This is a genomic window from Thalassovita sp., assembly GCF_034670005.1.
GTDB lineage: Bacteria > Pseudomonadota > Alphaproteobacteria > Rhodobacterales > Rhodobacteraceae > Thalassobius.
Map to the genome: position 1 here is coordinate 208,461 of NZ_JAXMOH010000001.1, position 26,617 is coordinate 235,077.

Consider the following 26,617-nt stretch of genomic DNA (forward strand, 5'->3'; position numbering starts at 1 on the left):
GCGCTCTAGCCTAGGAACCGCTCGGCCACCGCGCCGCTCAGATAGGTCACCCGTCCTCCGGCGATGGTCGCGCCGATCCGGCCGTCCCTATCCAGCACCAGCAGATCGGCGCGCTTTCCCGCCTCCAGCACGCCGCGATCAGTCAGCCCCAGCACCTGCGCCGGGCGCTGCGAAACCAGCGCCCAGGCCGGTTCCAGCCCGATCTCGTCCGCCAGTATCAACGCCGCCTGTCGCGGCGCTGGATAATGGTAATCCGATGCCAACCCGTCGCACAGCCCGTCGCGCACCAGCTCTGCGGCGCTGACATTGCCGGAATGCGATCCGCCCCGAACCACGTTGGGCGCACCCAGAAGGATCGCATCGCCCAGCTTGCGCGCCGCCTCTGCCGCCGCCTTCGTTTCGGGAAATTCCGCGATCGTCACCCCGCGCTTGTGCCATTGCCAGCGCAGTGATGCGGTATCGTCGTCATGACTGCCCAGCGCCACGCCTGCCCCTGCCAGGTCCGCCGCCAACTCCGACACCGCCGGAGCAACTGCGGTCATGTGCCTGTGCAAGCCCCGCATCATCGACAGATGCGCCTCGGGGCTGCGGCCGCCCTTCAGTGCCTGTCCGGTCAATCGTGGTGGTCGTTTGCCCCGCGCCAGCGCCTCATGCGGCAAGTGGTCGTTGAAAACCACGTAATCGACCCCGAATTCGGCCACCGTCGCGTTGAAATCGGCATAATCGTCCAACAGGAACAATTCGAACCGCAATTGTACCCGCAAATCAGTGCCCAGCCCGCGGTACCCCTGTAACGCAGTCAGGAACCGCAGCGCGAAATCGCGCCCGCGCATACCGCCTTCCCAGCTCCAGAATTGCGCCAGATAGGCGGTGGTGATGCCGTTCGCGGCCAGTTCCGCCTCTGCCGATGCCAATCCCGCCGACAGGTCCTTCATCGCGCCCCGGCGCGGCGCCAGATGCCGTTCGAACCCGTCGCCATGCAGATCGACAATTCCGGGCAGAACGCGGAACCCGCTCAGATCCACCCGCCGCCCGGCCCCGGTCCCGGTCAGAATACCGTCCGCAATTCCCAAATCCGCCCGCGCCAAACCGTCGGGCAACAACAGCTCTGCCCCGCTCAACACCAGCTCCAGCACGGATCAGTTCTCCTCGGACAGTTTCAGCAGCGCATCCGGCCAGCTCAGGCCATGATCGAAAGCCCCTTTTTCGATGAATTCCAGCGCCTGCGCAATCACCATCGGATTGTTCATCATGAACGTATGCGTAACCGGCAACACGATGTGATCCGCCATCCCGTCCACCCGCGTAGAGGCAACAGAAACCTTGCCATCATCCGGCCCCTCTATCAGCGCGGAAAACATCGCGTTCAGCGACTGGTTTCCTGCGATCACCCCAAGTTCAAAATCCACCTTCGGCAGATGCGACGGCAGCCCGGCCTCCCCGGTGCGCAATTGCTTGCCCGCCGGACCGTTGAACCACCCGAACGGTTCCAGTTGCCCCAGAATATCCACCACTTGCGACCCGCCGTTGGGTGGCGACAACATCACCACCCGTCCGATTTCGGTTTCATGGCCGATCAACCAATAGCGCAGCAATATCCCCCCCATCGAATGGGTGACGAAATGGATTGGCCTTTCACGGCATTGCGCCACCGCGCGCGGCAACACGTCCAGCGCCAGATTGGAAATGGTTTCCTCGGTCGAAGGATAACCGGGCCGCACCACCTCGTATCCCTTGTGGCGCAACACGTTTTCCATGAACACAAAGGAACTCTGCGTCCGCGCCAGCCCGTGCAACAGCACCACGCAGTCCGCGCTGGCCCGCAGCGGCATCGCCAACAACACTATCAGGATCGCATAACGCATTATCTCGAAATAGGCGCTCTGCGCCCCGCGCAAAACCCCCGCCTTGCTCAAAGGCGGGAAAACGCCTGCGGATAGCGCAAATCGCCCGCCCTTTCCGCCATCTCGGGCCGAATCGGATAAAGCAGCGTGTTTTCTTCGGAAAACGGCGTCGACAGATTGCGCGCTGCCGCCCGGGTGAACCCGAAGCGGCGGTAATATCCCAGCGGCCCCAATACGGTGATCGCCGGTACGCCCTGCCGCCGCGCGACATCCAACCCGTGACGCACCAAAGCACTGCCCCGGCCATTGTCCTGCAAGGCGACCGCCACGGCGATGGTGCACAGGCTCCACCATCCGACCGGTTCGGGATGCGCGGCGAAGCAGATGCAGCCTATCACCGCCCCGTCCTCTTCCATCACGAATTCGGCGGCAACATCGCCATTTTCCCGCAAGGCCTGGACCAGCCAGGGTTCGTAACTTCGGCCATAGGCTCGCCCGATCAATGTCGACACTTGATCGCGGTCGTTCCATTCAAAATATCGTATCATTTTACTGCTCGGGCCAAGCCACCCATCACTTTTCAACCATAAGCCTCTGCCAACTCATACGGCGGAACTGAAAAAAGTTTCAGATTTCAAACCGTTATGGTAATACAACGAATGGTTGTTATTCGCAAGTGACGAAATCGCCTCACCGGGACCGCTGCAACACAAAAGGCGTCAAGGTCTGAGCAATAAGTCGATGATAGGCAGAACTGAGACTATTATGCGCCGCCGGCGCCTCGCCCCTGTCGAAGACCATACCATCCAGCCCCTGCGCTGACACCCAGTGATCAGGGCCGATCCGCAACAGTTTGACCCGGTCTGTTTCCAACGGAGACAGCAGTGGCCGATCCAGCAGGTCCGCCGGGTTCAACCCGGCATCGTCCAGCCACAGCAACAGCACCGGTCGTGCAAACAGTTGCAGCACCATGTTCATCCGCTGGGTCCAGTTCTCTTGCAACCCCTGCCGCAAGACCTGAAATTTGCGCGGCGACGCCTTCTTCAGCCGGCGGATCAGGTGACCGACAAAGGCGAACTCGGTAAAATCAATCGACGGGTAGAGCTGTTTCAGCGGCACATTGGCCTTGATGAATCGGTCATTGCGGCGCGGATGCACCGAATAGAACCTGTTCGACATGAACTGTGGCCCCATCACCTGTAACACCACCATCTGGGCATTCCGCGCCAGCGAAATGACCGTCGGGTCCTGAATGAAGCTGTCCAGCCCGGCATTAGCGCTCCCCAGATTGAGGCAGGCCGTGCCGGTCATACCCTCAACCAGCGCCGGAAACGGTCGGGCGACGAATTTCCCATAGGTCTCAGTACTGCCCACAAAGGCAATATAGTCCCGCAGAACCGGGCGTTCCGGCCCGCGGAATTGTAACTTCGATCTGCCGTAATGACACGGCGCATAGTCAAGCTCGGCGACTTCGCCGTCTTCGTTAAGCATAGCTCCCACCAAAGTTTTTCAAGCCCAGTCAAAAGCTTCGGGGCAAGAAGTTGAAAAAGAACTAAACATAAAATTTGCTGTTTGCGATTTGACCGGTGTGCAGTCTTGCAGGCCCGACCCTCCCGTGACTATGGTCACAAGGGTAAATGAGGGGTGACATCATGGAAATTCAGAAAATCGGCATTATCGGAGCCGGACAGATGGGCAACGGGATCGCCCATGTCATGGCTCTGGCAGGGTACGACGTTCTGCTGACCGATATCAGTCAGGATGCGCTCGACGCCGCGCTGGCGCTGGTGGCGCGCAACCTCGACCGTCAGGTCAGCCGCGACTTGATCAGCGCCGCAGACAAAGACGCCACGATGGCGCGGATCGGCACCACGCTGACGCTGACCGATCTGGGCCAGACCGACCTGATCATCGAAGCGGCCACCGAACGCGAAACCGTCAAACAAGCGATTTTTGACGAATTGCTGCCGCATCTGCAACCGCACACGATCCTGACCTCGAACACCTCGTCGATTTCGATCACCCGTCTGGCCAGCCGCACCGACCGGCCGGAAAAATTCATGGGATTCCATTTCATGAACCCGGTGCCGTTGATGAAACTGGTCGAACTGATCCGTGGCATCGCCACCGATGAACCGACCTACAAAGCCTGTCTCGGCGTGGTCGAACGGCTGGGCAAAACCGCTGCCAGCGCCGAAGATTTCCCCGCCTTCATCGTCAACCGGATTCTGGTGCCGATGATCAACGAAGCGGTCTATACGCTCTACGAAGGCGTCGGCAACGTGAAGTCGATCGACGAATCGATGAAACTGGGCGCCAACCACCCGATGGGGCCGCTGGAACTGGCCGATTTCATCGGGCTCGATACCTGCCTCGCGATCATGAACGTTCTGCATGACGGGCTGGCCGATACCAAATACCGGCCTTGTCCGCTGCTGGTGAAATATGTCGAAGCGGGCTGGCTTGGCCGTAAATCGGGCCGTGGTTTTTACGATTATCGCGGCGACACCCCGGTGCCGACTCGCTAATCCCAGGGGGCCGGGATGCCCCCAGTTAGGCCTTTAATCGGTTGAACGGCGGGTGGGTCCCCGGTCGCTCAGGTCCTCAGTCGCTCAGGCCCAGCGTATAGTCCCGCAGCCATGCGATGAACCCGCGCGGGTCCGAAGACAACCGCTCCATCTGGGCCGCACTCAACGGTGCGCCCACAATGGGTTTCTGCGGCCGGTTGCAACTATGCACGATCTCATGCAGCAGCAGCCCCTGGCGCAACGTTGCCGAAATCTGGTTCGCCATCTGATACCAGCGTGAATTCTGCCCCATGAACCGGATCGGCACCACCGTGGCACCCGAACGGCGGATCAACTGCGCGGTAAACACGTTCCAATCGGCCTCGATCACCGGGCCCATCATGGATTTTGACGATGCCACGACACCCGACGGGAATACGCTAACCACGCCGCCCTGTTTCAGATAATCCATTGCGGCGGCACGCATTTCCACGCTCTTGCGCTGCGCATCTTCCTCATGTGGGAACGGGACCGGGATCAGGTAAGACGACGCGACCTCGTCGATGCCGGTCAGCAATTCGCGGGTCAGGATGCGGTAATCGGGTCGGCGGCGGCCAATCAGTTCGGCCAGGATCATGCCATCGACCAACCCGTGCGGATGGTTGGCCACCACCACCACGGGCCCCTCGGCGGGGATGCGGTCGATCTGCTCTTGCGGGGTTTGGAAATCGATCCCCATCACGTCCAGGCAGGCACCCCAGAACGCCTGCCCCTCCGGGGAGCCCCGGCGTTCGAATTCCCGGATCATTCGCAGAATGGAAATCTTGCCCGTCATCCATTCCAGCGCCTTGATGGTCAGCGCCGTCAAAGAGCTGTCAAAGGTGCTGGCATAGGTCAGGCTGCGCCGGTCATAGGTGGTGAAATTCACACCCTGCCCCGCTTGGCCGATCTGATGGTTGTGAGTTGAGTTCACCACGCGCGCCCCGCACCGTCATATTCACGCGTAATCGCGTTTACATTTCTTCGCCAAACCGGCCCGCGACCAACGCTTCGACAGCATCGGCAAGCGCTTCCGCATCCGGTCCGGAGGTCTGAACCTCAATAGTGGTTCCTTTGGAGGCTGCCAACATCAAAAGCCCCATAATGCTGTCGCCAGAGGCCGACATTCCGTCACGGCATACCTCTGCCGTCGCGTCAAAGCCTTCGACAACTTCCACCAATTTGGCGGAAGCACGGGCATGAAGCCCTTTTTCATTGATGATCTTGAGACGGCGAAGGGTTGTTTCGGGCATTGGTTATTGTGCTTTGGTTATGATTTGACTGTCGATATATTTGCGCCCGGCCTCCATCGCCGCGCGGACAGCATCTGCTACACCAAGATGACGGGATTTGGCCAGCTTGATCAACATCGGAAGGTTGGCACCGTAAAGAATTCGGCGGTTTTCCGGCTGACAAGCCATCAAAGACAGGTTCGACGGCGACCCGCCGAACATATCGGTCACCAGAACAACACCCTGCCCCTGATCGACGGCATCGGCGGCTTCGCAGATTTCCCGTTGTTTCTGCAGCCGGTCATGGTCGGCCGCGATGGATATGGCACGAATACCCGATTGTGGCCCGACGACATGTTCTATCGCGGCCAGATATTCGTGGGCTAAGCCCCCATGCGCGACGATTACGATACCGATCACGCTTACCTTCCTTTATCCACATTCGCGGCCATTTCCGATGGCGTCGCCTGCAAGGCGACCTGCCTTCGTTCAAGTTCGCGATGTCTAGTTGACACTTGCCAGCCTTCATCCGCAAGGGCCTGCGCCATCTTTTCCGCAATTGCGACAGACCTGTGTTGCCCTCCGGTACAGCCAAACCCGATCGCGAAATGCGCTTTGCCCTCGTCCAGATACGCCGGTAGCAACAACCGGGCCAGATCCAGAACCTTATCAAAGAAGGGACCGGACCGGACATCTTCGGCGATATAGTCCCGAACCGCAGCGCAGCGGCCATCCAGGCTGCGCAGCGACGGGTCCCAATAGGGGTTGCGCAGGAACCGGCAGTCCAACACCATATCCATACCGCGCGGCAAGCCACGCTTGTAGGAAAATGAATTCACCGACACCGCCAGCCGCGCCCCGGTTTCCGACGAAATCAGCCGCCCGACCTCGGCGCGCAGATCGTGCGGGGTCAGATCCGAGCTGTCGATCAGAATATCCGCGCGCGTCCGGATCGGAACCAGCAGGTCCAGTTCCCGCCGCACCCCCTGTTCGGGGCCTTCGGCCGGGGCCAGCGGATGCCGCCGCCGGGTTTCGGAAAACCGCCGCAACAAGACGTCGAACCGGCAATCGAGATACAGAAGCTCGGTTTCCAATCCCGGCGCATCGCGCAGGCTGTCCAGCGTTTCGATCAGGGCATTGACGGAAAAATCGCGGTTGCGCACATCCAGCCCGAGCACCAGATCGCGCCCCATCGGCGGATCTTCCAGCAGCCGCGGCAACAGGCTCAGCGGCAGGTTATCGATCGCCTCGAAACCCAGATCCTCCATCGTATGGATCGCGGTGGATCGCCCGGCGCCCGACGGGCCGGTGACCAGAACAATGCGTTGCCGCACCAGACCGCCCCTGTCGGTTATGCTTTCGATCTCGCTCATCGCTCAATCCCGTTTGACTGCCTTGAGATAGTGCAGAATCGCCGCTGGAAAATGCTGCGCCTGCACATTGTGCAGCAAAGGCCGGGCAAGGCCCAGCACCGTCAGGCTTTTTTCTTGCGGCAGACGTTCGGTTTCTGTCCGGTCCAGATCAATCCATAGAACCGCCTCGGCCGGGCCTTGCGGTTCGACCGACAGGATGCCGACATATCGCGCCTCGATCCGGCCGCGTATCGCGCCCGGCGCATCGGCCCAGATGACATCGTCTTCGCGCCACAAACAGGTCCGGTCATCGGCCACCAATCCCGCTCCCAGCGCCATCAACTGCAGCGCCAGCCCGGATTTACCGGCCCCGGCCCGCCCGGTGATCACCGCCGCGCGCCCGTTCAGCACCACAGTGGTCGCATGAAGGATCAGGCAGTCTTGGTCATTTGGCCTGTCGGCGGGTCGCGCCACCTCAGACCGGCAGGCCGACGACAAAGCGCGCACCCAGCGGTTCCGACGTTGCATCGGCATCGGTCGGGCGGATATTTTCGGCCCAGATCACGCCGCCATGGGCCTCGATGATCTGCTTCGAAATCGCCAGCCCCAGACCGGAATTATTGCCGAACTGGTTCTCGGGCCGTTCCGAATAGAACCGCTTGAACACCTTGGTCAACGCCTCTTCGGGAATGCCCGGACCGGTATCTTCGACCACCACCAGAACCCGGTTTTCCCGCTTGCGGGCCCAGACGCGGATCGCATCGCCTTCTTCGCAGAAACTGATCGCATTGGTAATCAGGTTGACGAAAACCTGCGCCAGACGCGCCTCCAGCCCCATGATCTCGATCGGCTGATCGGGCAGGTCAGTGATGAAATCAACGCCCTGCTCGCCCGCCTGCTGGCCCAGATATTCACCCAGATTGCCCAGCATCTTCATCAGGTCAAAGGCTTCCTGTTCTTCCTTGACCAATTCGCTGTCCAGCCGCGACGCGTTGGAAATATCGCTGACCAGACGGTCCAGCCGGCGCACATCATGGTCGATCACATCCAGCAGCTTTTCACGCTGATCGTCGCGCTTGGCCACCCGCAGCGTACCCACGGCCGACCGCAGACTGGCCAGCGGGTTCTTTATCTCATGCGCGACATCGGCGGCGAATTGTTCGTTGCTGTCGATCCGGTCATACAGTGCGCCCACCATGCCGCGCAGCGCCCCGGACAACCGTCCGATTTCATCTGGCCGGGCCGTCAGGTCGGGAATACGGATGCGGCCACCCGTCTTCTGTTTTCTGTCACGCGCCCCGCCCAATTCCGCAGCAGCGGCCAGATCGGCCAACGGGTTGGCGATGGTCGATGCCAGAACCAGACTCAGCCCGACCGATACCAGAATGGCGATCAGGAACATCTGCAACACGCGTTCTCGCTGCGCTCGCACCAGCATGTCGACTTCACCCGCCGCGCTGGTCAGCGCCACGACCCCAACGACCTGACCGCCCTGTTCGATCGGCGTCGCTACGGTGAAAATAGTGCCTTCAAGCGACTTCCCCATATCAATCTGGGTGCCGCTCTGCAGCGCGGTGGCGGCAGAATGTTGCGCCCGCTCCTCGATACTGGGCAGCGGCGGCAAAGCCGATTTCGGATTGAACAGGCCCGACAGCTTGGTCCACATCCACGACAACCCGTCGGTGATCAGGGTCGGACCGGGTTCAGGCATGTCCGCAACCGGCGCGCGACCCCGTCCCTCGACGCTGGAAATCAGAGACGCGCCGGGATCAAAGACAAAAGCCTCAACTCCACTGTGCAGGTCCAGCCCCGCCAGCGTGTCAGCCACATCGACACCATCGCCCGCAATCAGGCTGACCGGCGCCCCCTTGGGCAGTTGCGCCTCGATCACATCCGCAATCAGTTCGGCCTGTGCCACCAGGGAATTGGCGCGTTCGACCGCAAAGGAATCACGCGAGGAATTCAGCAGCAGAACCCCAGCCACCAGAATGTTCAGCGCAATCAGGTTAAAGGTGATGATCTTGCGGGTCAGCGGCGACCGGTTCAGCGACAGGAACCCGCGCCGTTCCCGCCGAACGCGCAGTTCCTTGTCGATGGTGCTGTCCGGGGCAACGAAATCGTCGCCCAGCACCACGTCGCCGTTATGCCGTGACCCAGAATCCCGCAAAACTATTCCTTCAGCAAGCGCCATGATCAATCTTCGTTATAGCGATACCCAATGCCGTAGAGGGTCTCAATCGCGGAAAATTCAGGATCGGCCGTGCGCATTTTCTTGCGCAGCCGCTTGATATGGCTGTCGATCGTGCGGTCATCGACATAGACCTGATCGTCATAGGCCACATCCATCAACTGATCGCGCGATTTCACGAAACCGGGCCGCTGTGCCAGCGCCTGCAACAGCAGGAATTCGGTCACGGTCAGCGACACGTCGTTGCCTTTCCAACTGACCGAATGGCGCAGCGGGTCCATCCGCAATTCGCCGCGTTCGATCACCTTGGTTTCTTCGGTTTCAGTCACTTCATTGCCCGCCATCACATCCTGACGGCGCAACAGCGCGCGGATGCGTTCGACCAGCAGGCGCTGCGAAAACGGCTTCTTGACGTAATCGTCGGCGCCCATGCGCAAGCCCAGAACCTCGTCGATCTCGTCGTCCTTGGAGGTCAGGAAGATCACCGGCATCTGGGTTTTCTGGCGCAGCCGCTGCAACAGGTCCATCCCGTCCATACGCGGCATTTTAATATCCAGAACGGCCATATCCGGCAGTTTGCGATTGAACGCATCCAGCGCGGATTGCCCGTCATTATAGGTTTCGACCTCGAACCCCTCTGCCTCAAGAGTCATGGCCACCGATGTCAGGATATTCCTGTCATCGTCCACAAGGGCGATCTTCGACATAGGATAATTCCTTTTACTGCTCTTATTGCCTATTTTTTTCTTCATTATGCCCAAATTTCCCCTTGGCAATCAATCGGAAACTGCGAATCACCCCCTTGCCCCCCAAGATTTAGCGGTAATTTCCTCAACCAATGGCTAATTTGCCTCACATCTGGGATTCACGACCGGACAGAAACAGGGGATTTTCGCCGTGATTGCGCTAACCTTTGAGTGGTTGCGCTAACTGCGTAAAAGCGTCCTGTTCCTTCATGGAAACGTCATGTTAAGAGGCCGGTATCGGGTGCAGCGCCCGGTCGGGTCCGGAAGAGGAGTTCGGGGTCCGTAGGCAACCGCCGCCCAACGCGCGGCTACAGGAGCTTGGCAATATGACATTTGGACGGGTAAACCCGAAATTCCGGCTGGAAGATCAAGGAATCACGGGTCTGGGCGATGTCTTTTACAATCTTATGGAGCCCGCGCTGATCGAAGCCGCGCTCAAGAACGGCGAAGGCACCCTTGGCAAAGGCGGCGCCTTCCTGGTGACCACCGGCAAATTCACTGGCCGGTCTCCCAAAGACAAGCATGTTGTGAAAACCGACAGTGTGGTCGACACCATCTGGTGGGAAAACAACGCGGCGATGTCGCCGGAAGGCTTCGACAACCTTTATGCCGATATGCTGGAGCATATGAAGGGCAAGGAATATTACGTCGAAGATCTGGTCGGCGGTGCCGACCCGGAACATGCGATCAATGTTCGTATGGTGACCGAACTGGCCTGGCACGGCCTCTTTATCCGCCACCTGCTGCGCCGCCCCGAACGCGCCGAGCTGGACAATTTCCTCGCTGACTTCACCATCATCAACTGCCCCAGCTTCAAGGCCGATCCGGAACGCCACGATTGCCGCTCCGACACCGTGATCGCCATGAACTTCGACAAGAAACTGATCCTGATCGGCAACACCGAATATGCCGGCGAGAACAAGAAATCGGTGTTCACCCTGCTGAACTACCTGCTGCCGGAAAAGGGCATCATGCCGATGCACTGTTCGGCCAACCACGCCATCGGCAACCCGGTCGATACCGCGATCTTCTTCGGCCTGTCGGGCACCGGTAAAACCACCCTGTCGGCCGACCCGGCGCGCACCCTGATCGGCGATGACGAACATGGCTGGTCCGACCGCGGCACCTTCAATTTCGAAGGCGGCTGCTATGCCAAGACCATCGGCCTGAACCCCGAGGCGGAACCGGAAATCTACGCCACCACCGAAAAATTCGGCACCGTGATCGAAAACATGGTCTTCGACCCGGAAACCTTCGATCTCGACTTCGAGGATTCCAGCCTGACCGAAAACATGCGCTGCGCCTACCCGATGGAATACATCTCCAATTCCTCGGACAGCGCGCTTGGCGGCCATCCCAAGAACGTGATCCTGCTGACCTGCGACGCCTATGGTGTGCTGCCGCCGATCGCGCGGCTGACCCCGGCGCAGGCGATGTATCACTTCCTGTCCGGCTTCACCTCGAAAACCCCGGGCACCGAACGCGGCGTGGTGGAACCCGAACCCACCTTCTCGACCTGCTTCGGCGCGCCGTTCATGCCGCGCCGCCCGGAAGCCTATGGCAACCTGCTGCGCGAAAAGATCGGCAAGCATGGCGCAACCTGCTGGCTGGTCAACACCGGCTGGACCGGCGGTGCCTTCGGCACCGGCAGCCGGATGCCGATCAAGGCAACCCGCGCCCTGCTGACCGCCGCTTTGGAAGGATCGCTGAACGAAGTCGAATTCCGCAAGGACGTGAATTTCGGTTTCGACGTTCCGGTCGCGGTACCCGGTGTCGATACCACGCTGCTGGACCCGCGCCAGACCTGGGCGGACGCTTCCGCCTATGACGCGCAGGCCGCCAAGCTGGTGCAGATGTTTGCCGACAACTTCGAACAGTACGTGCCTTACATCGACGAAGACGTGAAAGCCGCCGCGATCGGCTGATCCGTTACGCCATCGCAGACATTTCAGCGCCCCGGCCATCGGTCGGGGCGTTTTTCGTTCTGCTCCCGTCCCCGTTCGACGGGATATGCCAGCACAAGTGTTGACAACCCATAAGCGATGCGACTAACCAGCGACCAAGGTGTCGGGCACCTGCCGCCTGCGGACGCAAGTCACGGTGAAGCCCGAAACGACGATCACCTCACCCTCGAAGCATTTCGACGGTGGGCAATGCAGGCCCCCATCGAATTTGAAATGCCTCTTGAGAGGAGTGAGCGATGTCGTCCGGACCCGCCGCTGATAACCGTTTCCTGACCGTTCCCATGGGACGGCTGTTTCTGACCAATACCCTGCCGATGACGCTTGTCATGTCGATGAGCGGGCTGCTGAATGTCGTCGATGCCTCATTTCTGGGGCATTTTGTTGGCGCCGGGGCACTGGCCGCGGTCAGCCTTGGCTTCCCGGTGGTGATGGTCACCATCGCCCTGACCACCCTTGTCAGCGGCGGTATGTCCAGCCTGCTGGCCCGCCATCTGGGCGCCGGGGACAAGGACGCCGCCGCAAATATCTTTGCCCGCGCCCACGGGTTGTCGCTGTTCATTTCGCTGGGTCTGATCGTCTTCTTCCTGATCGCGGGTCGCTGGGGGCTTGCCCATCTGCTCGGCGCGCAGGGCGACATCGCGGTAATGGCGCATGTCTACCTGTCGATCCTGATCTTCGGCATGCCGGTGCAGGTTCTGCTTGGGGTCCATGCCGACGCCTTGCGCAACGAAGGCCGCGCCGGTTTCATGGCGCTGCTGTCGGTGGGCGTGACCCTGGCCAATGTGACCCTCGACTACGTGCTGATCGTGATGTTCGATTTCGGCGTCGCGGGATCGGCCTGGGGCACCGTTCTGGCGCAGGGGCTGGGGCTGATCCTTCTGATCGGGATGCGGCTGCGCGACCGGAGCCTGCTGCCACTGTCGGTGCTGACCCGCCACCGCTGGCACGGCGACTGGAAAACCGTGCTGTCACTGGGCGCGCCGCTCAGCCTCAGCTTCATCGGCCTGGCGCTGGTGTCGGCCACCGTGATCGCGGTGCTGAACCTGACGGCGGCAGCGGGCAGCGCCGATACCGTCGCGGCCTACGGGATCGTGACGCGGATCATGGGCTTCGTGTTCCTGCCGCAAATGGCCATCGCGCTCGCCACCCAAAGCATCGTGGGAAATAATGTCGGGGCTGGGCACTACGCCCGGTCCGATGCGGCTTTGCGGCTGGCGCTTGGTGTGGCGTTTGCCTATTGCCTCGTGGTCGAACTTGCCCTGCTTGCCGCCGGTACCCGGATCGGGTTCGGCTTTGTAGCGGATCGGGCGGTGGCCGCACAGGTGGCGGACATCCTGCGGCCGATGATTCTGTTTTACCTGTTTGCCGGTCCGGTTCTCGTTCTCGCCCTCTATTTTCAGGCCGTGGGGCAACCGGGCCGCACCGCAGTTCTGACTTTGGTCAAACCGTTCCTGCTCAGCCCGGCATTGATCCTCGTCTGGACCACCCTTTCCGGTCCGGCGTCGATCTGGTTCGCCTTCCCCGTGGCCGATGCAATCGTGTTGGTATTTGCAGCCACGCTGGTCGCGCGTACAGTGACCAAAGGCCCCAGAAGCCCGGGGTTCGGATTGACCATGACAACGAGGCAGGCATGACCCTTCGGAGCATAGTCGAAGCCAAGGCGCAGGCCAAAGCCCTGCGCCAGACGCTGGCGGATCAGGGCACCCCTATCCGCCAGTCCGAAGCGCTGGAACGCATCGCCCGGCAACACGGTGCCCGCGACTGGAACACGCTGCGCGCCCGGCTGGCGCGCCCGGTCATTCACGATCTTGCCCCGCACACACCGGTTCAGGGGCACTATCTGGGCCAGCCATTCACTGGCCAGCTTCTGGCTCTGGATAAAATAGGCAAACACTGCCGGATAAAGATCAAACTCGATCATCCGGTCGATACGGTCAAATTCGACAGCTTCTCCAATTGGCGCCGCCATATTCAGGGCGTCATCGACGAAAATGGCCAGTCTCCCAGCCGGACATCGGATGGCGTACCGCAGCTGATCGTCGAAAAACGACCCTCGCGGGACGGCTGACTCCGGGGCGCATCCGACCGTCGATCCAAACGCCGCCCGCCCCCTCTGGCGCGGACCGCAGGCAGTCCCCGATCACCCAAGCGTACCGGCGGCACGTTTGCTGCGCGATGGCGGGCCCCCTCCCCCCACCGATCACCCTTAGCAAGGGCCAATAATGGCCCTGCTTGTCTCAGGCCTCTACCGCTGCCGGGACCATCTGCTTCATTGGCACATGCATGATATGGCGCAGGTCTTCCATCGCCATCCACACCATATTGCAGTCCAGCGGTTCATTGCGCCCCTCGATCTTCCAGCTCAGGCAATAAGGATCGCAATGCATATAGCCTTCCCGTTCAGCCAGACCGCGCCGCGCCACCGACCGCAGAATAAAGCCGAAAACAAAATCGGGCTGCCAATGCAGCATCGCGGTCAAAAACGAAAATCTGGCCAGCTGATCGATCAATCCGCGGCCCCGATAGGCCGAATCATCCTTCATCCACATCTCACCATGGTAAACGGCGCGACCGGTGATCTTGTCCGCGCCCGGCCCCGAACGGAACCACGATCCTTCGCCATCGATGGTGACGCCGCCGGGCGGAAATTCGCCAAACCGCGACCGCAGGAACCGCGCCAAAGTCTGGTCGCAAAGGTCCAGAAGCCGCATCGCCTGGGTATGAACCAGCTCGCCTTTGGCATTCCGGCCAATGATCCAAACGCCTCTGGCGGCTGGCAAAAATTGTTTTTCCGGATCAAAGGGCGGGCCCAGCGGTTGTTCCGGGCGACCGGCCTTTACGATCTCCGCATAAGCGTCGAAATCATCCCCTACTTCGATATGCAGGTGATGCGATTTCAGGGTGTTCAAAGTCTCAGTCAGGTAACGGGACCCGTCGTAAACATCTTGAATAGTCATTCTTCTCTCCTGTGTTTGACACAGGGAAAGAATGCTTACGTAAAGTTAACATGTCTTTGGTTATCGTCTGTCCGGATCCGAAATCTCCTCCATCACTTCGGTTTTCGGCATGGATTCGATCCGGTCCTGTGACAGGCCCTCGATCTGTAAATCATAGCTGCGCACCACAAGCGAAACCATCGCAAAGCTGTCATCGGGATAACGGCATCCCAGCAACAACCGCTTGAAACTGATCGGCTCGGGAATACCTTCTTCGCCACGATTCATCATGGTGTGTACATGATCGTATCGCAGCCCTTGGGTGGCGCGGACATCCTCGAAAGGCTGCGACAGCTGCACCGCATGTGCGTCCCCGCCCGGCAAGGACGGTACCGCGCGTCCGATCGAACTGCTTTCCCAGCGCCAGCCATACCAGGTGGCGTAGGATGAATTGCTGCCCACCGCGGTACAGATCCAATCCTCTGCCGCTTTGCGGAACACCATCAGGTTATCACGGATCGGGTCAAAGGCTTTGTCCGCGATCCGTCCTTCGGCCTCGGTCCAGTATCTTATCCCCTGCTTCAGCAGCTCGTTTTGCCCGGACCAAATTTCGCTGATCGGGTGTTGCTGTAAATAATAGCACCAACCGCCCGGTTCTTCCTTGGCAATGTGGAACAGCCCGCCGACATGCCCCGCCTCGCCGTTCAGCCAGGCCGCCCCGCGCGCCTGGATATCCTCTGCCTCTCGCAGACTGCGACGTCCCGCATCGGTCAGCTGGTATTGCCGTTCGACAATCACGAAAAGCTGCTCGCCCTTCAGCTCTTCCAGAATATTGATATGGCGCCGGACCGTTTGCCGGGTGGAATTCAACCTTTCCACCGTCCGCGACAGGTTGAGCGTCTCTGCTAAAGTGGTAAACGAACGCAATAGTTCGAACAGCAATGGGTGATTCTTCTGCTCTGCCATCAATCCCCCCTATGGTGGCACAGAAAAATCAATGCACTCTTTTTGGTTAATTTCATGATCATATTCACATAGTTCAATTTGTTTTCCCTTAATATTATAGGGTTACTAACAATGGAACACAAATCATACACTGATGGATGATTTCTGTTCCCGTCAAGAAAATTCATAATCAATTGATTGAAACCCCCCAAGCTGTTTTCTTCTTCTGGTAGTTTGAAATGGAAAAATGATATGTCGCACCCAGTAGATGTTCACGTAGGCAAGAAACTTAAAAATCTTCGCGTATTGCGCGGGCTGACACAAACCGATGTCGCCAAAGGATTGCACATCTCGTTCCAGCAAGTTCAAAAATATGAACTAGGCCGCAATCGGATTTCGGCCAGCAAGCTGTTCGAGATTGCCAATATCCTGAACGTGCCGCCGTCGTATTTCTTCGACGGTCTCGATCAGACCGCCGACGAAAACACCCCGGTGATCGACGAAGAAACCGCGCGCATCGCGTCGGTCTTCAGCAAGATCAAGGATGAACGGCTGAAATCGCAGATCCGCTCTTTCGTGGATGCGGTCGCCGGTTACGTCCCGGCCGAAGACGCCAACAACGTCTGATCGTCAGCCCATCAGGCCGCGGCGCACAAGGTTGAGCGCCGCGACGAACAACACCAGCAGCGTCACCCGGCGGAACGCGACCTGATCGATCCGGTCATGAACCCGGAATCCGACCCAGGTTCCCAGCAATGCCGGAATCAGCAAAGCGGCGGAAAACACCGCGGTGTCGCGGTTCACCACGCCCGATCCGATATGCCCAAACAGTAGCGCCACCGCGCCCAGGCCGTATATCACGCCCTGAATGCGGATCTGTTCGGTCTTGGGCGTTTCCAGCGCAGTCAGATACAACACGGTCGGCGGTCCCCAGACCCCCGACATGCCGCCGATCAACCCGGCAAATCCGCCAATCGCCGCTTCGATCAGACCACGCCCGTTTTCCGGCAGTCTCAACCGCAGTCCCAAGATCTGGATCAGCGCGAAGGCCGACACCGGCACCCCGATCAGCAACAGCATGGTTTCCGCCGACAGTACCCGCACCAGCTGCGCACTGAGCACGATCGTCACCAGCCCGACCAGCATGAACACCCGGAACCGCTTGACCGATTGCCAGGCTGCCGCCCGGCCCTGCCGCAGCGCCTGCCAGCCATTGGTCGCAACCGTCGGCAGGATCAGCCCGGCCAGGGCCAGTTGCGGATCTATGACGCTGCTGAGACCGGAAATCAGAATCATCGGCATCGCAAATCCAACCATGCCTTTGATAAACCCGGCCAACAGCGCGATCGCAAAGGCCAGAACAAAAGTTTCGGGCGAAATCATCGAAAAAAGTGTATCCATACCGGCTCTTAGCACATCTCCACTTTCATCTGCTGCAAAATCACACGTAATTTTCGATCCATTATCGACCCAAAAGGGTATTTTTGTTGCGCTGCAACTGCAAAAGGATTATGTCACACCGCAGCAATTCAAGATATGATTCAAGGGCCATGCGTGGCCCATGACGGACAGGACTTGACGATGACCGATACTGTAATTCTTCCCGATCTTCTGACGCTCACCGGCGCGGCCGTCCCCCCGGTCAAGGCTCTGGTGGACAGTGCCATTGTCACTTTGCGTGACAGTCTCTCGCAGGATGGCCGCATTTCCGGTACCGCGCTCGAAGCCAATCAGGCTGCCGCGCATGGCCTGTCCTGGCTGGCCACCTATGGCCAGTCGCTGACCCAGATGCAGGCCTGGGCCGAGCGTCTGGCGGCCGATGGAAAATTCGGTGACATGGAACAGCTGATCCACCAGATCGCCTTTGGCGAATATCTGGCCCAGATCAAGGGCGGGATCCCGATGAGCCAAGGCGAAATCGCCCGTCTGGCCGATCTCGGTCTCGACGCTGCCTCGCTCGAGATCGACGCGATCTCGACGCTCATCGCGCAGGGTAACAGTCAGGCCGCCCGCACCCGTCTGGTCGCGCTGATGCGCGACAATGCCGGTCACGCCACCTTCGGTGCTTCCGGTCTTGACGAAGAACTGGAAATGATCCGCGATCAGTTCCGTCGCTACGCCGATGAACGGGTCGTCCCGAACGCCCATGACTGGCACCTCAAAGACGAATTCATCCCGATGGAGATCATCGAGGAATTGGCCGAAATGGGCGTTTTCGGTCTGACCATCCCCGAAGATTTCGGCGGTCTGGGCCTGTCCAAGGCGTCGATGGTCGTGGTGTCCGAAGAACTGTCGCGCGGTTATATCGGCGTAGGTTCCCTCGGCACCCGGTCGGAAATCGCCGCAGAACTGATCCTTGCTGGCGGCACCGACGCGCAGAAAGAACAGTGGCTGCCGAAACTGTCTAGCGGTGAAATCCTGCCCACGGCCGTATTCACCGAACCCAATACCGGCTCCGACCTCGGCAGCCTGCGCACGCGCGCGGTGAAGACCGAAAGCGGCGATTACGAAGTCACCGGCAACAAGACATGGATCACCCATGCCGCCCGCACCCACGTGATGACCCTGCTGGCACGCACCGATCCCGACAGCACCGATCACCGCGGGCTGTCGATGTTCCTGGCCGAAAAAACACCCGGCGACGATGCCAATCCGTTCCCGACCGACGGCATGACCGGCGGCGAGATCGAGGTTCTGGGCTATCGCGGCATGAAGGAATACGAACTGGGATTTGATCAATTCAAGGTCAAGGGCGACAACCTGCTTGGCGGGGTCGAGGGTCAGGGCTTCAAGCAGCTGATGAAAACCTTCGAAGCCGCCCGCATTCAGACCGCCGCCCGCGCCATCGGCGTGGCGCAGAACGCGCTGGAGGTCGGGATGCAATATGCCGAAGATCGCAAGCAATTCGGTAAATCGCTGATCAACTTCCCACGCGTTGCTAACAAACTGGCGATGATGGCGGTGGAAATCATGGTGGCGCGCCAGCTGACCTATTTCTCGGCCTGGGAAAAAGACAATGACCAGCGCTGCGATCTGGAAGCAGGGATGGCGAAACTGCTGGGCGCCCGCGTCGCTTGGGCGGCAGCGGATAACGCGCTGCAGATTCATGGCGGCAACGGTTTCGCGCTGGAATATCAGATCAGCCGCATCCTGTGCGATGCGCGCATCCTGAACATCTTCGAAGGTGCTGCCGAAATTCAGGCCCAGGTGATCGCGCGGCGTCTGCTGGGCTGAGATTTTACTACAGGATGTTATCAAACGGTGCGGCCCCAACGGGGCCGCGCTTTTTATCGGCTTCTGGGGCGGGCCAAATCCGCTTATCAGCGCGGTCCGCTTCGAGCCCTTTTTGACAGGCCGTCCACTCAACAGCATCAACCTATGTTAAACCCGCCAACCGCCTCGCGCGTTGGGGTTGCGTATCTCCAGTCGCGCTGTAGTTTCTGGCGGATGACAAAGAAATACACTGGAAAATGCCTTTGCGGCGAAGTCACATATATAGCTAGTGGGCGGCCCGTCGTCGTGGCTCAATGCCATTGCGAAGAGTGTCGCCGATTGAGTGGAACAGGTCATACCGTGGGTGCCATGTTCTTATCAGATGCTGTAGCAGTGAGCGGAAAACTAAGTGAATTCAGTTATTCATCTGATAAGGGCTCAGAGGTTACCAAGGTATTCTGCGCGAACTGCGGTAGCCCAATTTATGGGAAAAATACCCGAATGCCGGATCATCTAACACTATCGCTTGGCACAATGGACGACGCTAGCGGACTGGATGTTGAGGTCGTTATTTTTACGCGAGACAAACCTCATTGGGATCAGCTCGGAGAAGAGGTCGTTTCTTTCGCGACACAGCCAGATTGGAAGCCCGAAGACTAAGTTGCCCCTATGCGATGCGGCTTTTCGAAGGCAGCTTCGTCCGCAAAACAGACAAACACGATTTGCAGGCCTGATCTTCTTAGTTGGGTCGGGCCTGCGGCTCTACCGGTGCCTCCGGCGGGAGTATTTCGGGCAAGATGAAACGCCGTGCTGTTATTCCGGCACGCAGATTTCACCCTTGCGCAGCGCCTTCAGGGTACGCAGCAACAGCGCCGCGATGATGATCAGAAGGACCAGCAGCAATCCCGAACCGATCGACTTGTGAATCGGGCTTTGGGCATTGGCGGCGAAATTGAAGCTGGCAATGGTCACCGCGGCAAAAGGGAAGCTGAGCGCCCAGAAGCTGAGCGCGAAGGGCAGCCGGACCATGCGCGGCAATTGCACCGCTACGATCAGGGTAAAGAGATAAGCACCATTGAGCAGGATACGGGCGAAGGCATCGACTTCGCCATAAAGCCTGACCCAGGCCACGAAGGCGACGGCGGGCGGCGCGATGAGGATCACCAGCGTCGGCTGCAACCGCCCCGGCAACGGATCGTGGAAAATCAGCCGGTTCATCACCAGCGTCATCAGCACGATCCAGAAAATCAGCCCGACAGACATGAAATACCAGCTCAGCTCGAAATAGCCCAGCGGAACGCCCGCAATCGGCACGATCACATTGCCCACCGCCGGGATGAACCAGGCCGGACTGAGATGGCCGGTCTGAAACGCCCGCGCTCCAATCCAGCCGGAAATCACCGCAATGGTCAGAACACCCTGCGACACCATACCAATCAACCACAAGATTTCGGCCGCCTGCGCATTGCGCGGCAATGTCGCCGTGGCGATCAACAACAGTGAAATCGAAATCGCCGGGAAAAAGGCCAGCCGCACGGGATGTTTCCATTCCGCCACCACCGCAGCGGGGTATTGCAGCGCCTTGGCGATGTATCCCATCGCGATCAACAGCGCGAAGAACACCGTCGCGCCATAAGCGATATTGGAAAAACTGCCATGAATCCCATAGGCCAGTTCCGCGGCATGCAGCGCCAGCGTCAGCCCCGACATGCCCATGACGACGGCAAAGAAAGTCACCGGGTAGTGTTCCAGCCGGTTGCCGGGATGGGCCTGAACGGCGTCAGTCATGGATATATCCTTTTCTAGCGGCGGCATGCCGATTTATATGCAGCCAATCGCATATGTTCCCTGAACGGGCATTGACCTAAATCAAAATCTTTCTTGCACCCGCCGCCTTATGGGTCAAGCCGTGGCGATACGACCGCTCATCAGCGCGCCGATATGGTTGCTCCGGTTTAGAAAGCGGGCAATCTGCGGTTGCCCGTCATGGCCCGCGAAGCGCGGCGCCAGGCAACGCAGCAACAGCCATTCCGACAGCGCCATGAAATCCCCCGCCAGCCCGGCCGGGTTGGAAGACCCCGCCAGCGCGTCGCGCGCCCGGGTCCATAAATCGACCTCTTCCGGGGCGGCATTGGCGGCGGCGAAATCGGCGAACCGGTCGGCGGCGCTGGCGGCATTGCCCTGCACCAGCCGTGTGGCAAGGGTCAGAGCATGGATGCCATTGGCCCCTTCGTAGATGCGGCAGATCCGGGCGTCGCGCCAGACCTGTTCGACCCGGTATTCCTGCAGGTAACCGTAACCGCCAAGGCATTGAATGGCCAAATCGGCGGCGCGGCTGGCGGCCTCGGTGCAGAAATGCTTGGCGATCGGGGTGAGGAAGTCGACCAGCGCCGGGTCGTCACCCTTTTCCAGCTCGACCACCGCCAGATGGCAAACCCCCCGGCCCAGCAGCGACAGCGCCCGCATCTCGTCCAGCATGTTGCGCACATCCGGGTGCCGATCCAGCGTCACCGGCGCACCGTCCGCCCCACGCCCCTGCTGCCGTTCGGCGCAATAGATGCGCGCGATGTCATAGGCGCGGGTCGCATGGGCCACGCCCTGCAGCGACACGTCGATGCGGGCATGGTTCATCATGGTGAACATCGCCTTCAGTCCTGCGCCCTCATCGCCGATCAGTTCGGCCTTTGCCCCGTCAAAGGCCATCTGGCAGGTGGGCGAAGCATGCAGCCCCATCTTTTCCTCGATCCGCGTCACGGTGATGGCATTGCGCCCGCCAGCCGGCAGGTCGGACAGGCAGGCAAACAGCGACAATCCCTTCACACCACTATCGGCATCGCCGGTGCGCGCCAGCACCAGGTGGAAGATGCCGTCGCTTAGGTCCTGATCGCCGCCCGAGATAAAGATTTTCTCACCGTTGATCCGCCAGCCGTCGCCGTTCCGCGCCGCGCGGGTGCGCACGCGGCTCAGATCCGATCCGGCGCCGGGTTCGGTCAGGCACATGGTTGACAGCCATTCGCCCGAGGCCAGTTTCGGGATATAGGCGGCTTTCTGATCCTCGCTGCCGTATTCCAGCAACACCCGCACCGCGCCGGGCACCAGCCCGGTCACCATCTGCAGCGAATGATTTGCGCCGCTGAAAATTTCCGAGGTACAGGCCAAAGCGATACCACCCATCCCCTGCCCACCATATTCTTCCGGCACGGTCAGCGACGGCCAACCCTGGTCTGCGTAGCTCTCGTACAGCTCCCCAAACCCGTCCGGCATCGCGACCCTGCCGCCGTCCAACCGGCATCCCTGCCGGTCGCCCGGTTCATCCGAGGGCGCGATTTCGCTTTCGGCGAAGCTGGCAAAATGCTGGGTGATTTCGCGGATAAGGTCGCCGTCCCAACCGGGCAGCGCATCGGCGCGCCCCACCTTCTCAAGCGTGAACAGGATGTCGTCCACAGGGGCTGCAAAGGGTTTCATGGCAGGTCCTTACAGGCAAAACGGGGGTGAGCCGCCCCGGGCAGGGGCGGAGAACATCGTTTCAAAAGAAACCGGGGAACCGGCTTACATCAGGCCCAACAGCTTTGCTGCGTTGTTCTTGATGATGTCGGGGCGCAATTCGTCCTTGATCTTGATCTTCTCGAAATCGGACAGCCAGCGTTCCGGCGTGATCATCGGCCAGTCCGACCCGAACAGCACCTTTTTGCGCAGGATCGAATTGCAGTAGCGCACCAGGATTTCGGGGAAATACTTGGGCGACCAGCCGCTGAGGTCGATATAGACATTGGGCTTGTGCTGGGCGACCGAAAGCGCCTCTTCCTGCCAGGGGAAGGACGGGTGCGCCATGATGATTTTCAGGTCAGGGAAATCCACCGCCACGTCATCGAGATACATCGGGTTGGAATATTTCAGCCGCATGCCGTTGCCGCCGGGCATCCCCGATCCGACCCCGGTCTGACCGGTGTGAAACAGCGCGATTGCGCCTTCTTCCTCCAGCACGTTGTAGAAATCGTAGGCCATCCGGTCATTGGGATAGAACCCCTGGAAGGTGGGGTGGAACTTGAACCCCTTGATGCCGAAATCGCGGATCAGCCGGCGCGCTTCGCGCACCGCCATCTTGCCCTTCCACGGATCGATCGAGGCAAAGGGGATCAGCACGTCGTCGTTTTCCGCCGCCAGTTCCGCCACTTCTTCGTTCTTGTAACGGCGGTAACCGGTTTCGCGTTCGGCATCGACCGGGAAAATCACCGCCGCGATATTCTGTTCGCGGTAATGCTGCGCGGTCTGCGGGATGGTCGGCGGGTGCTGCCACGGCGCGCCGAAATAATTCGCCATTGTGCTTTGCAATTCGTCATAGCCATCATCGGCATGGCAACCGCAGGGTTCCTCGGCATGGGTGTGGATGTCGATGGCGCGGACTTTGGAAATGTCGACCATTGTGATGTCCTTTCAATCATTTACGCCTTTGGCAACGTCAGGACGCCTCCGGCGGGGTGAGCGGGTTTCCAGGAAACGCTCCGGGGGAGCGCTTCGCCCGCGAACGGGCGGAGCCCTTGAGCCAAGAAGAAACGGACGGGGGTCAGACCCGGATGACGTCCGCGTCTTCGTCGTCGTAAAGCTTTTCGACCAGCGCGGCGCGGCGGGTCAGCACCTTGCGCGTGTTCAGGTTACCCTTGGCGGTGATTTCGTGATCCTTCAACGACGGCGCCTCGGCGCAAATCAGCGCCTTGCCGATCCGGGTCGAAGATCCGGTGGCGGTTTCGGCCAACCTCGCCAGTCGCTGCTGCACCTCGGCGACCAGCGCGGCATCGGTGACAATATCGCCCTCGGCACCGCCAGCAGGTTGAACCGGGAACAGCAGAACGCCAAGTTCGGCGCGGTCCTGCCCAGTCAGGATCATATCGCCGATCAGCCCGTCCAGCGCGGTCAACACGCCGTTGCGCAGGCTGGCCGCGCGAACCCAGGTGCCCGAGGTCAGTTTGAAATCTTCCGAGATCCGTCCGTCGAAGCTAAGACCGCGATCGGCATTGCCGGGGTCGACGAATTTCACCGCATCGCCGGTGATCAGGAACCCCTCGCTATCGAAGCTTTCAGCCGTCTTTTCCGGATCTTCGAAATAGCCGGGCATGATATTGGGCCCCTTGCAGCGCAGCTCGTAGCGGCCATCTTCGTCCGGGATCAGTTTGATTTCAGCCCCCGGCACCGGCACGCCGATAATGCCAGACCGGTCCACCCGTTCATGCACGATCAATGTTGCGGGCGCGGTTTCGGTCATCCCCCACGACGACACCATCAAGGGCACCTTACCGGTCACTTCGGTCGCCATATCGCCCAATGCCTGCCAGGTTTCCTGCGGCAATGACGCGCCGGCATAGAAGGTGAAATCAAGCCCGGTAAAGAAGGATTTGCGCAATTCGGGATCGGCTTTCAGCGCCTCGACCTGACGGGCAAAACCCACCGGCACGTTGAAGGCCAAAGTTCCGGTATGCATCTTCATGTTTTCCAAAGAGCGCGGAAACAGAGCCTCGGTCGGTTTGCCGTCATCGATATAAAGCGCGCCGCCATTGGCCAGCATCATGTTGAAATTATGCGACCCACCGAACACATGGTTCCACGGCAGCCAGTCGAGGATTTTGGGTGGCTTGGCCCGCAGCACCGGGAAGGCATCGGCGATCTGGGTCTGGTTCACGCACATCATCTTATGCGTGGTGATCACCCCCTTGGGATTCGAGGTCGACCCGGAGGTGAACAGGATCTTGCCCACCGTGTCGGGGGTGACGGCCGCATGGGCAGCATCGACATCCGCCGCCCCGCCCTTCAGCGCCTGCGCCATTGCAATCACGTCGCGCGGCGCGCCGTCGGTCTGGCTGGCCAGCACGTCGAACCCGGCCAGTTCCGGCATGTTCAGGGCCTGCGCATAACGGCCGGCATCGTCAACGAACAACAATCCGGGGCGGACCTTTTCGATGACATAAAGTAACCGTTCATGCGCTCCGGGGATCAGCGAATATTGTTCCGCCACCGGCACCACCGCCATGCCGACATATTGCGCCGCCAGCGCCAGCAGCCCGTGATCGACCGAATTGCCCGACATCACCACGACCGGGCCTTTCCGATCATAGCCCTGATCCAGCAACCAAGCCGCGATCTTACGCACCATGTCCAGCGTTTGAGCATAGCTGACTTCGCGCCAGCCCGCGCCCTGACGTTCCGCGATGAAAACCGCATCGGGTGTTTTTTCCGCCCATTGATGCAGCCAGTCGCCGGTGGTGTCTGCCACCGGGCCCATCGGATGGGACGAACGCAGGATCAATGCCCCATCGGCACGCGTTTCGGTGATCACGTCCTGCGGGACGGTGATGGAATAGTCTGTCATGATTGCCTCCCTCAAGGCTGCGCCCTGATCCTGACCAGCAACGCCATCAGCGTGGCGCGCTCCTCCTGGCTCAGATCATGCAGCATTACTTCTTCGCGCTCGGCCAATGCCCGAACCGCAGCGTCGCGGATTTTCATCCCTTCCAGCGTCGCCCGCAGCGCATAGGACCGCCGGTCGGTCGGCACCCGGTGCCGCCCGATCAGCCCGGCCTGTTCCAATGCATCAATGATCAGCACCGTGTTGGACCGTTCCATGTTCAGCGCCGCAGCAATCTGCGACTGGGTCACGTCCGGATGGTCACAAATCACCACCAGCGCCGAAAAGGTGGTGATCCGCAGACCGAACCGGTCCAGCACCCCGGCGGCATCCGCCTGCAGGATGTTGCTGGTGCGTTTCACGGTATAGCCCAGAATGGAACGCAGCGATGCGTCAAGCCCCCCCTCCTCGGCGGTGCTTTTGGACTGTGTTTTGCTGGCCTCCACCATCGCGATTACCGGAATGTCGGGTTGCGCTTTTCAAGAAAGGCTTTCAGCCCTTCCTGCGCATCCGGGCTGGTCTGGGTCAGCGCCGCGCACAGGCTTTCGGTGAACAGACCGTCCTGTTTCGACATGTCCTCGATCCGGGCCAGCGCGTGGATCATCACGTAGTTGGACAAGGGCGCGTTATCGGCGATCTGCGCGGCCAGTTTGCGGGCCAGCGGCAGCGCTTCGCCCTCGCCAACCGAATGGTGGCACAGGCCCAGCATATAGCCGTCATCGGCGCCGTATTTGCGCCCGGTCAGCATCATTTCGGTCATCCGGTCGGCGCCCAGGATACGACCCACCCGCACCGAGGCACCACCACCGACATAAATGCCGCGACGGCCTTCGGGCAGTTGGAAGATGGTCGAGGGTTCGGCAATCCGCACATGGGTCGAGGTCGCCAGTTCCAGCCCGCCGCCGATCACCGCGCCGAACATGGCCGAAATCACCGGCAATCCGCCGAACTGGATCTTGTCCATCACCGCATGCCAGCCGCGCGAATGGCGCATGGTGCCCTCGGCGTCACGCGCCACATGTTCCGACAGGTCGAGGCCCGAACAATAATGGCCCTCGGTACCTGTCAGGATCACCACTTTCACACCTTCGGGCGGGTTGGAAAAGAAATTGTCCAGCGCCGCCAGCAACTTGTCGTTCATCGCGTTGCGCTTGCCCGGGCGGAACATGGTGACCGTCGCCACCGGACCGTCGATCTCAACCTTGATGATATCGGAATCGCTCATACCTATCTCCCAATTATTAGCTATATTAT

27 protein-coding genes are annotated in these 26,617 nt (G+C 60.1%); 7 read left to right on the forward strand and 20 right to left on the reverse strand.

Annotated elements, in window-relative coordinates; genetic code table 11:
- Positions 1-5 precede the first annotated feature (5 nt).
- The 4 genes from VOI23_RS01195 to VOI23_RS01210 all read right to left on the reverse strand — a co-directional run bounded on the left by VOI23_RS01195 (position 6) and on the right by VOI23_RS01210 (position 3,335).
- Positions 6-1,136 carry an alpha-D-ribose 1-methylphosphonate 5-triphosphate diphosphatase gene (locus VOI23_RS01195; RefSeq protein ID WP_416376492.1) on the reverse strand — a complete coding sequence of 377 codons (1,131 nt, stop codon included), beginning with the start codon at positions 1,134-1,136 and terminating at the stop codon, positions 6-8.
- 3 nt (positions 1,137-1,139) lie between these two features.
- Positions 1,140-1,865, reverse strand: a complete 726-nt coding sequence (locus VOI23_RS01200; RefSeq protein ID WP_323781824.1) for an esterase/lipase family protein — start codon at positions 1,863-1,865, stop codon at positions 1,140-1,142.
- Between the two features lie 47 nt (positions 1,866-1,912).
- Positions 1,913-2,392, reverse strand: a complete 480-nt coding sequence (locus VOI23_RS01205; RefSeq protein ID WP_323780308.1) for an N-acetyltransferase — start codon at positions 2,390-2,392, stop codon at positions 1,913-1,915.
- Between the two features lie 142 nt (positions 2,393-2,534).
- Complete coding sequence (locus VOI23_RS01210; protein ID WP_323780311.1) at positions 2,535-3,335, reverse strand: DUF6473 family protein; 801 nt, start codon at positions 3,333-3,335, stop codon at positions 2,535-2,537.
- Positions 3,336-3,496: 161 nt separating this feature from the next.
- Between VOI23_RS01210 and VOI23_RS01215 the strand changes: the two genes are divergently transcribed.
- Positions 3,497-4,372, forward strand: coding sequence for a 3-hydroxybutyryl-CoA dehydrogenase (locus VOI23_RS01215; protein WP_323780314.1), 876 nt, complete (start codon positions 3,497-3,499; stop codon positions 4,370-4,372).
- Between the two features lie 76 nt (positions 4,373-4,448).
- Here VOI23_RS01215 and VOI23_RS01220 read toward each other — a convergent pair whose 3' ends face one another.
- From VOI23_RS01220 to VOI23_RS01250, 7 genes are read right to left on the reverse strand one after another with little or no spacing between them, the layout of a single operon-like run.
- On the reverse strand, positions 4,449-5,324 hold the full coding sequence (locus tag VOI23_RS01220) for a lysophospholipid acyltransferase family protein (RefSeq protein ID WP_323780317.1): 876 nt from the start codon (positions 5,322-5,324) through the stop codon (positions 4,449-4,451).
- A 40-nt stretch (positions 5,325-5,364) separates the two neighbouring features.
- Positions 5,365-5,643, reverse strand: a complete 279-nt coding sequence (locus VOI23_RS01225) for an HPr family phosphocarrier protein (protein ID WP_323780320.1) — start codon at positions 5,641-5,643, stop codon at positions 5,365-5,367.
- Positions 5,644-5,646: 3 nt separating this feature from the next.
- Positions 5,647-6,042 (reverse strand): PTS fructose transporter subunit IIA, encoded by a 396-nt coding sequence (locus tag VOI23_RS01230; protein ID WP_323780323.1) that lies wholly within the window; start codon positions 6,040-6,042, stop codon positions 5,647-5,649.
- 2 nt (positions 6,043-6,044) lie between these two features.
- Positions 6,045-6,995, reverse strand: a complete 951-nt coding sequence (gene rapZ, locus VOI23_RS01235) for an RNase adapter RapZ (RefSeq protein WP_323780326.1) — start codon at positions 6,993-6,995, stop codon at positions 6,045-6,047.
- Between the two features lie 3 nt (positions 6,996-6,998).
- Entirely contained in the window at positions 6,999-7,481 is a 483-nt protein-coding gene (locus tag VOI23_RS01240) for a serine kinase (RefSeq protein WP_323780329.1), read from the reverse strand.
- Positions 7,450-9,165: a sensor histidine kinase gene (locus VOI23_RS01245; RefSeq protein ID WP_323780332.1), complete on the reverse strand. Its 1,716-nt coding sequence runs from the start codon at positions 9,163-9,165 to the stop codon at positions 7,450-7,452. The genes VOI23_RS01240 and VOI23_RS01245 overlap by 32 nt, the downstream gene beginning before the upstream one ends.
- Before the next feature lie 2 nt (positions 9,166-9,167).
- Positions 9,168-9,869, reverse strand: coding sequence for a response regulator transcription factor (locus VOI23_RS01250; protein ID WP_323780335.1), 702 nt, complete (start codon positions 9,867-9,869; stop codon positions 9,168-9,170).
- Between the two features lie 365 nt (positions 9,870-10,234).
- Here VOI23_RS01250 and VOI23_RS01255 point away from each other — a divergent pair, with 365 nt between their 5' ends.
- The 3 genes from VOI23_RS01255 to VOI23_RS01265 all read left to right on the forward strand — a co-directional run bounded on the left by VOI23_RS01255 (position 10,235) and on the right by VOI23_RS01265 (position 13,940).
- Positions 10,235-11,833: a phosphoenolpyruvate carboxykinase gene (locus tag VOI23_RS01255; RefSeq protein ID WP_323780340.1), complete on the forward strand. Its 1,599-nt coding sequence runs from the start codon at positions 10,235-10,237 to the stop codon at positions 11,831-11,833.
- A 275-nt stretch (positions 11,834-12,108) separates the two neighbouring features.
- The gene (locus VOI23_RS01260) at positions 12,109-13,506 is read left to right on the forward strand and encodes an MATE family efflux transporter (protein ID WP_323780343.1); all 1,398 of its coding nucleotides are present in this window, start codon (positions 12,109-12,111) and stop codon (positions 13,504-13,506) included.
- Positions 13,503-13,940, forward strand: coding sequence for a glyoxalase superfamily protein (locus VOI23_RS01265; RefSeq protein ID WP_323780346.1), 438 nt, complete (start codon positions 13,503-13,505; stop codon positions 13,938-13,940). The genes VOI23_RS01260 and VOI23_RS01265 overlap by 4 nt, the downstream gene beginning before the upstream one ends.
- A 169-nt stretch (positions 13,941-14,109) precedes the next feature.
- Here the strand turns inward: VOI23_RS01265 and VOI23_RS01270 are convergent, their stop codons facing one another.
- Both VOI23_RS01270 and VOI23_RS01275 read right to left on the reverse strand, forming a co-directional pair.
- Positions 14,110-14,829 (reverse strand): hypothetical protein, encoded by a 720-nt coding sequence (locus tag VOI23_RS01270; protein ID WP_323780349.1) that lies wholly within the window; start codon positions 14,827-14,829, stop codon positions 14,110-14,112.
- Positions 14,830-14,889: 60 nt separating this feature from the next.
- Complete coding sequence (locus VOI23_RS01275; protein WP_323780352.1) at positions 14,890-15,774, reverse strand: LysR family transcriptional regulator; 885 nt, start codon at positions 15,772-15,774, stop codon at positions 14,890-14,892.
- Between the two features lie 231 nt (positions 15,775-16,005).
- Here VOI23_RS01275 and VOI23_RS01280 point away from each other — a divergent pair, with 231 nt between their 5' ends.
- Positions 16,006-16,380: a helix-turn-helix transcriptional regulator gene (locus VOI23_RS01280; protein ID WP_323780355.1), complete on the forward strand. Its 375-nt coding sequence runs from the start codon at positions 16,006-16,008 to the stop codon at positions 16,378-16,380.
- Between the two features lie 3 nt (positions 16,381-16,383).
- Here VOI23_RS01280 and VOI23_RS01285 read toward each other — a convergent pair whose 3' ends face one another.
- On the reverse strand, positions 16,384-17,154 hold the full coding sequence (locus tag VOI23_RS01285; RefSeq protein ID WP_323780357.1) for a sulfite exporter TauE/SafE family protein: 771 nt from the start codon (positions 17,152-17,154) through the stop codon (positions 16,384-16,386).
- Between the two features lie 153 nt (positions 17,155-17,307).
- On the opposite strand from VOI23_RS01285, the gene VOI23_RS01290 reads away from it, so the two are divergent.
- Positions 17,308-18,987 (forward strand): acyl-CoA dehydrogenase family protein, encoded by a 1,680-nt coding sequence (locus tag VOI23_RS01290; protein WP_323780360.1) that lies wholly within the window; start codon positions 17,308-17,310, stop codon positions 18,985-18,987.
- A gap of 213 nt (positions 18,988-19,200) precedes the next feature.
- The gene (locus VOI23_RS18550) at positions 19,201-19,626 is read left to right on the forward strand and encodes a GFA family protein (RefSeq protein ID WP_416376493.1); all 426 of its coding nucleotides are present in this window, start codon (positions 19,201-19,203) and stop codon (positions 19,624-19,626) included.
- A gap of 153 nt (positions 19,627-19,779) precedes the next feature.
- On the opposite strand, the gene VOI23_RS01295 is transcribed toward VOI23_RS18550, so the two are convergent.
- The 6 genes from VOI23_RS01295 to VOI23_RS01320 all read right to left on the reverse strand — a co-directional run bounded on the left by VOI23_RS01295 (position 19,780) and on the right by VOI23_RS01320 (position 26,588).
- Positions 19,780-20,754, reverse strand: a complete 975-nt coding sequence (locus VOI23_RS01295) for an SLAC1 anion channel family protein (RefSeq protein ID WP_323780362.1) — start codon at positions 20,752-20,754, stop codon at positions 19,780-19,782.
- A gap of 114 nt (positions 20,755-20,868) precedes the next feature.
- Entirely contained in the window at positions 20,869-22,431 is a 1,563-nt protein-coding gene (locus VOI23_RS01300; RefSeq protein ID WP_323780365.1) for an acyl-CoA dehydrogenase family protein, read from the reverse strand.
- A gap of 84 nt (positions 22,432-22,515) precedes the next feature.
- Positions 22,516-23,388 carry an amidohydrolase family protein gene (locus tag VOI23_RS01305; RefSeq protein ID WP_323780369.1) on the reverse strand — a complete coding sequence of 291 codons (873 nt, stop codon included), beginning with the start codon at positions 23,386-23,388 and terminating at the stop codon, positions 22,516-22,518.
- 142 nt (positions 23,389-23,530) lie between these two features.
- Positions 23,531-25,327, reverse strand: coding sequence for a feruloyl-CoA synthase (locus tag VOI23_RS01310; protein WP_323780372.1), 1,797 nt, complete (start codon positions 25,325-25,327; stop codon positions 23,531-23,533).
- Between the two features lie 11 nt (positions 25,328-25,338).
- Positions 25,339-25,812, reverse strand: a complete 474-nt coding sequence (locus VOI23_RS01315) for a MarR family winged helix-turn-helix transcriptional regulator (RefSeq protein WP_323780375.1) — start codon at positions 25,810-25,812, stop codon at positions 25,339-25,341.
- Between the two features lie 5 nt (positions 25,813-25,817).
- Positions 25,818-26,588 carry a crotonase/enoyl-CoA hydratase family protein gene (locus VOI23_RS01320; RefSeq protein WP_323780378.1) on the reverse strand — a complete coding sequence of 257 codons (771 nt, stop codon included), beginning with the start codon at positions 26,586-26,588 and terminating at the stop codon, positions 25,818-25,820.
- Positions 26,589-26,617: the final 29 nt, after the last annotated feature.

What these genes read in the sequence shown, in the direction of transcription:
- rapZ (WP_323780326.1), bottom strand. Translation starts at nt 6,995, where the DNA reads ATGAGCGAGATCGAAAGCATAACCGACAGGGGCGGTCTGGTGCGGCAA.
- VOI23_RS01280 (WP_323780355.1), top strand. Translation starts at nt 16,006, where the DNA reads ATGTCGCACCCAGTAGATGTTCACGTAGGCAAGAAACTTAAAAATCTT.
- VOI23_RS01225 (WP_323780320.1), bottom strand. Translation starts at nt 5,643, where the DNA reads ATGCCCGAAACAACCCTTCGCCGTCTCAAGATCATCAATGAAAAAGGG.
- VOI23_RS01310 (WP_323780372.1), bottom strand. Translation starts at nt 25,327, where the DNA reads ATGACAGACTATTCCATCACCGTCCCGCAGGACGTGATCACCGAAACG.
- VOI23_RS01295 (WP_323780362.1), bottom strand. Translation starts at nt 20,754, where the DNA reads ATGACTGACGCCGTTCAGGCCCATCCCGGCAACCGGCTGGAACACTAC.
- VOI23_RS01270 (WP_323780349.1), bottom strand. Translation starts at nt 14,829, where the DNA reads ATGACTATTCAAGATGTTTACGACGGGTCCCGTTACCTGACTGAGACT.
- VOI23_RS01200 (WP_323781824.1), bottom strand. Translation starts at nt 1,865, where the DNA reads ATGCGTTATGCGATCCTGATAGTGTTGTTGGCGATGCCGCTGCGGGCC.
- VOI23_RS01250 (WP_323780335.1), bottom strand. Translation starts at nt 9,869, where the DNA reads ATGTCGAAGATCGCCCTTGTGGACGATGACAGGAATATCCTGACATCG.
- VOI23_RS01315 (WP_323780375.1), bottom strand. Translation starts at nt 25,812, where the DNA reads ATGGTGGAGGCCAGCAAAACACAGTCCAAAAGCACCGCCGAGGAGGGG.
- VOI23_RS01265 (WP_323780346.1), top strand. Translation starts at nt 13,503, where the DNA reads ATGACCCTTCGGAGCATAGTCGAAGCCAAGGCGCAGGCCAAAGCCCTG.
- VOI23_RS01275 (WP_323780352.1), bottom strand. Translation starts at nt 15,774, where the DNA reads ATGGCAGAGCAGAAGAATCACCCATTGCTGTTCGAACTATTGCGTTCG.
- VOI23_RS01210 (WP_323780311.1), bottom strand. Translation starts at nt 3,335, where the DNA reads ATGCTTAACGAAGACGGCGAAGTCGCCGAGCTTGACTATGCGCCGTGT.
- VOI23_RS01300 (WP_323780365.1), bottom strand. Translation starts at nt 22,431, where the DNA reads ATGAAACCCTTTGCAGCCCCTGTGGACGACATCCTGTTCACGCTTGAG.
- VOI23_RS01320 (WP_323780378.1), bottom strand. Translation starts at nt 26,588, where the DNA reads ATGAGCGATTCCGATATCATCAAGGTTGAGATCGACGGTCCGGTGGCG.
- VOI23_RS01215 (WP_323780314.1), top strand. Translation starts at nt 3,497, where the DNA reads ATGGAAATTCAGAAAATCGGCATTATCGGAGCCGGACAGATGGGCAAC.
- VOI23_RS18550 (WP_416376493.1), top strand. Translation starts at nt 19,201, where the DNA reads ATGACAAAGAAATACACTGGAAAATGCCTTTGCGGCGAAGTCACATAT.
- VOI23_RS01285 (WP_323780357.1), bottom strand. Translation starts at nt 17,154, where the DNA reads ATGGATACACTTTTTTCGATGATTTCGCCCGAAACTTTTGTTCTGGCC.
- VOI23_RS01260 (WP_323780343.1), top strand. Translation starts at nt 12,109, where the DNA reads ATGTCGTCCGGACCCGCCGCTGATAACCGTTTCCTGACCGTTCCCATG.
- VOI23_RS01305 (WP_323780369.1), bottom strand. Translation starts at nt 23,388, where the DNA reads ATGGTCGACATTTCCAAAGTCCGCGCCATCGACATCCACACCCATGCC.
- VOI23_RS01205 (WP_323780308.1), bottom strand. Translation starts at nt 2,392, where the DNA reads ATGATACGATATTTTGAATGGAACGACCGCGATCAAGTGTCGACATTG.
- VOI23_RS01245 (WP_323780332.1), bottom strand. Translation starts at nt 9,165, where the DNA reads ATGGCGCTTGCTGAAGGAATAGTTTTGCGGGATTCTGGGTCACGGCAT.
- VOI23_RS01255 (WP_323780340.1), top strand. Translation starts at nt 10,235, where the DNA reads ATGACATTTGGACGGGTAAACCCGAAATTCCGGCTGGAAGATCAAGGA.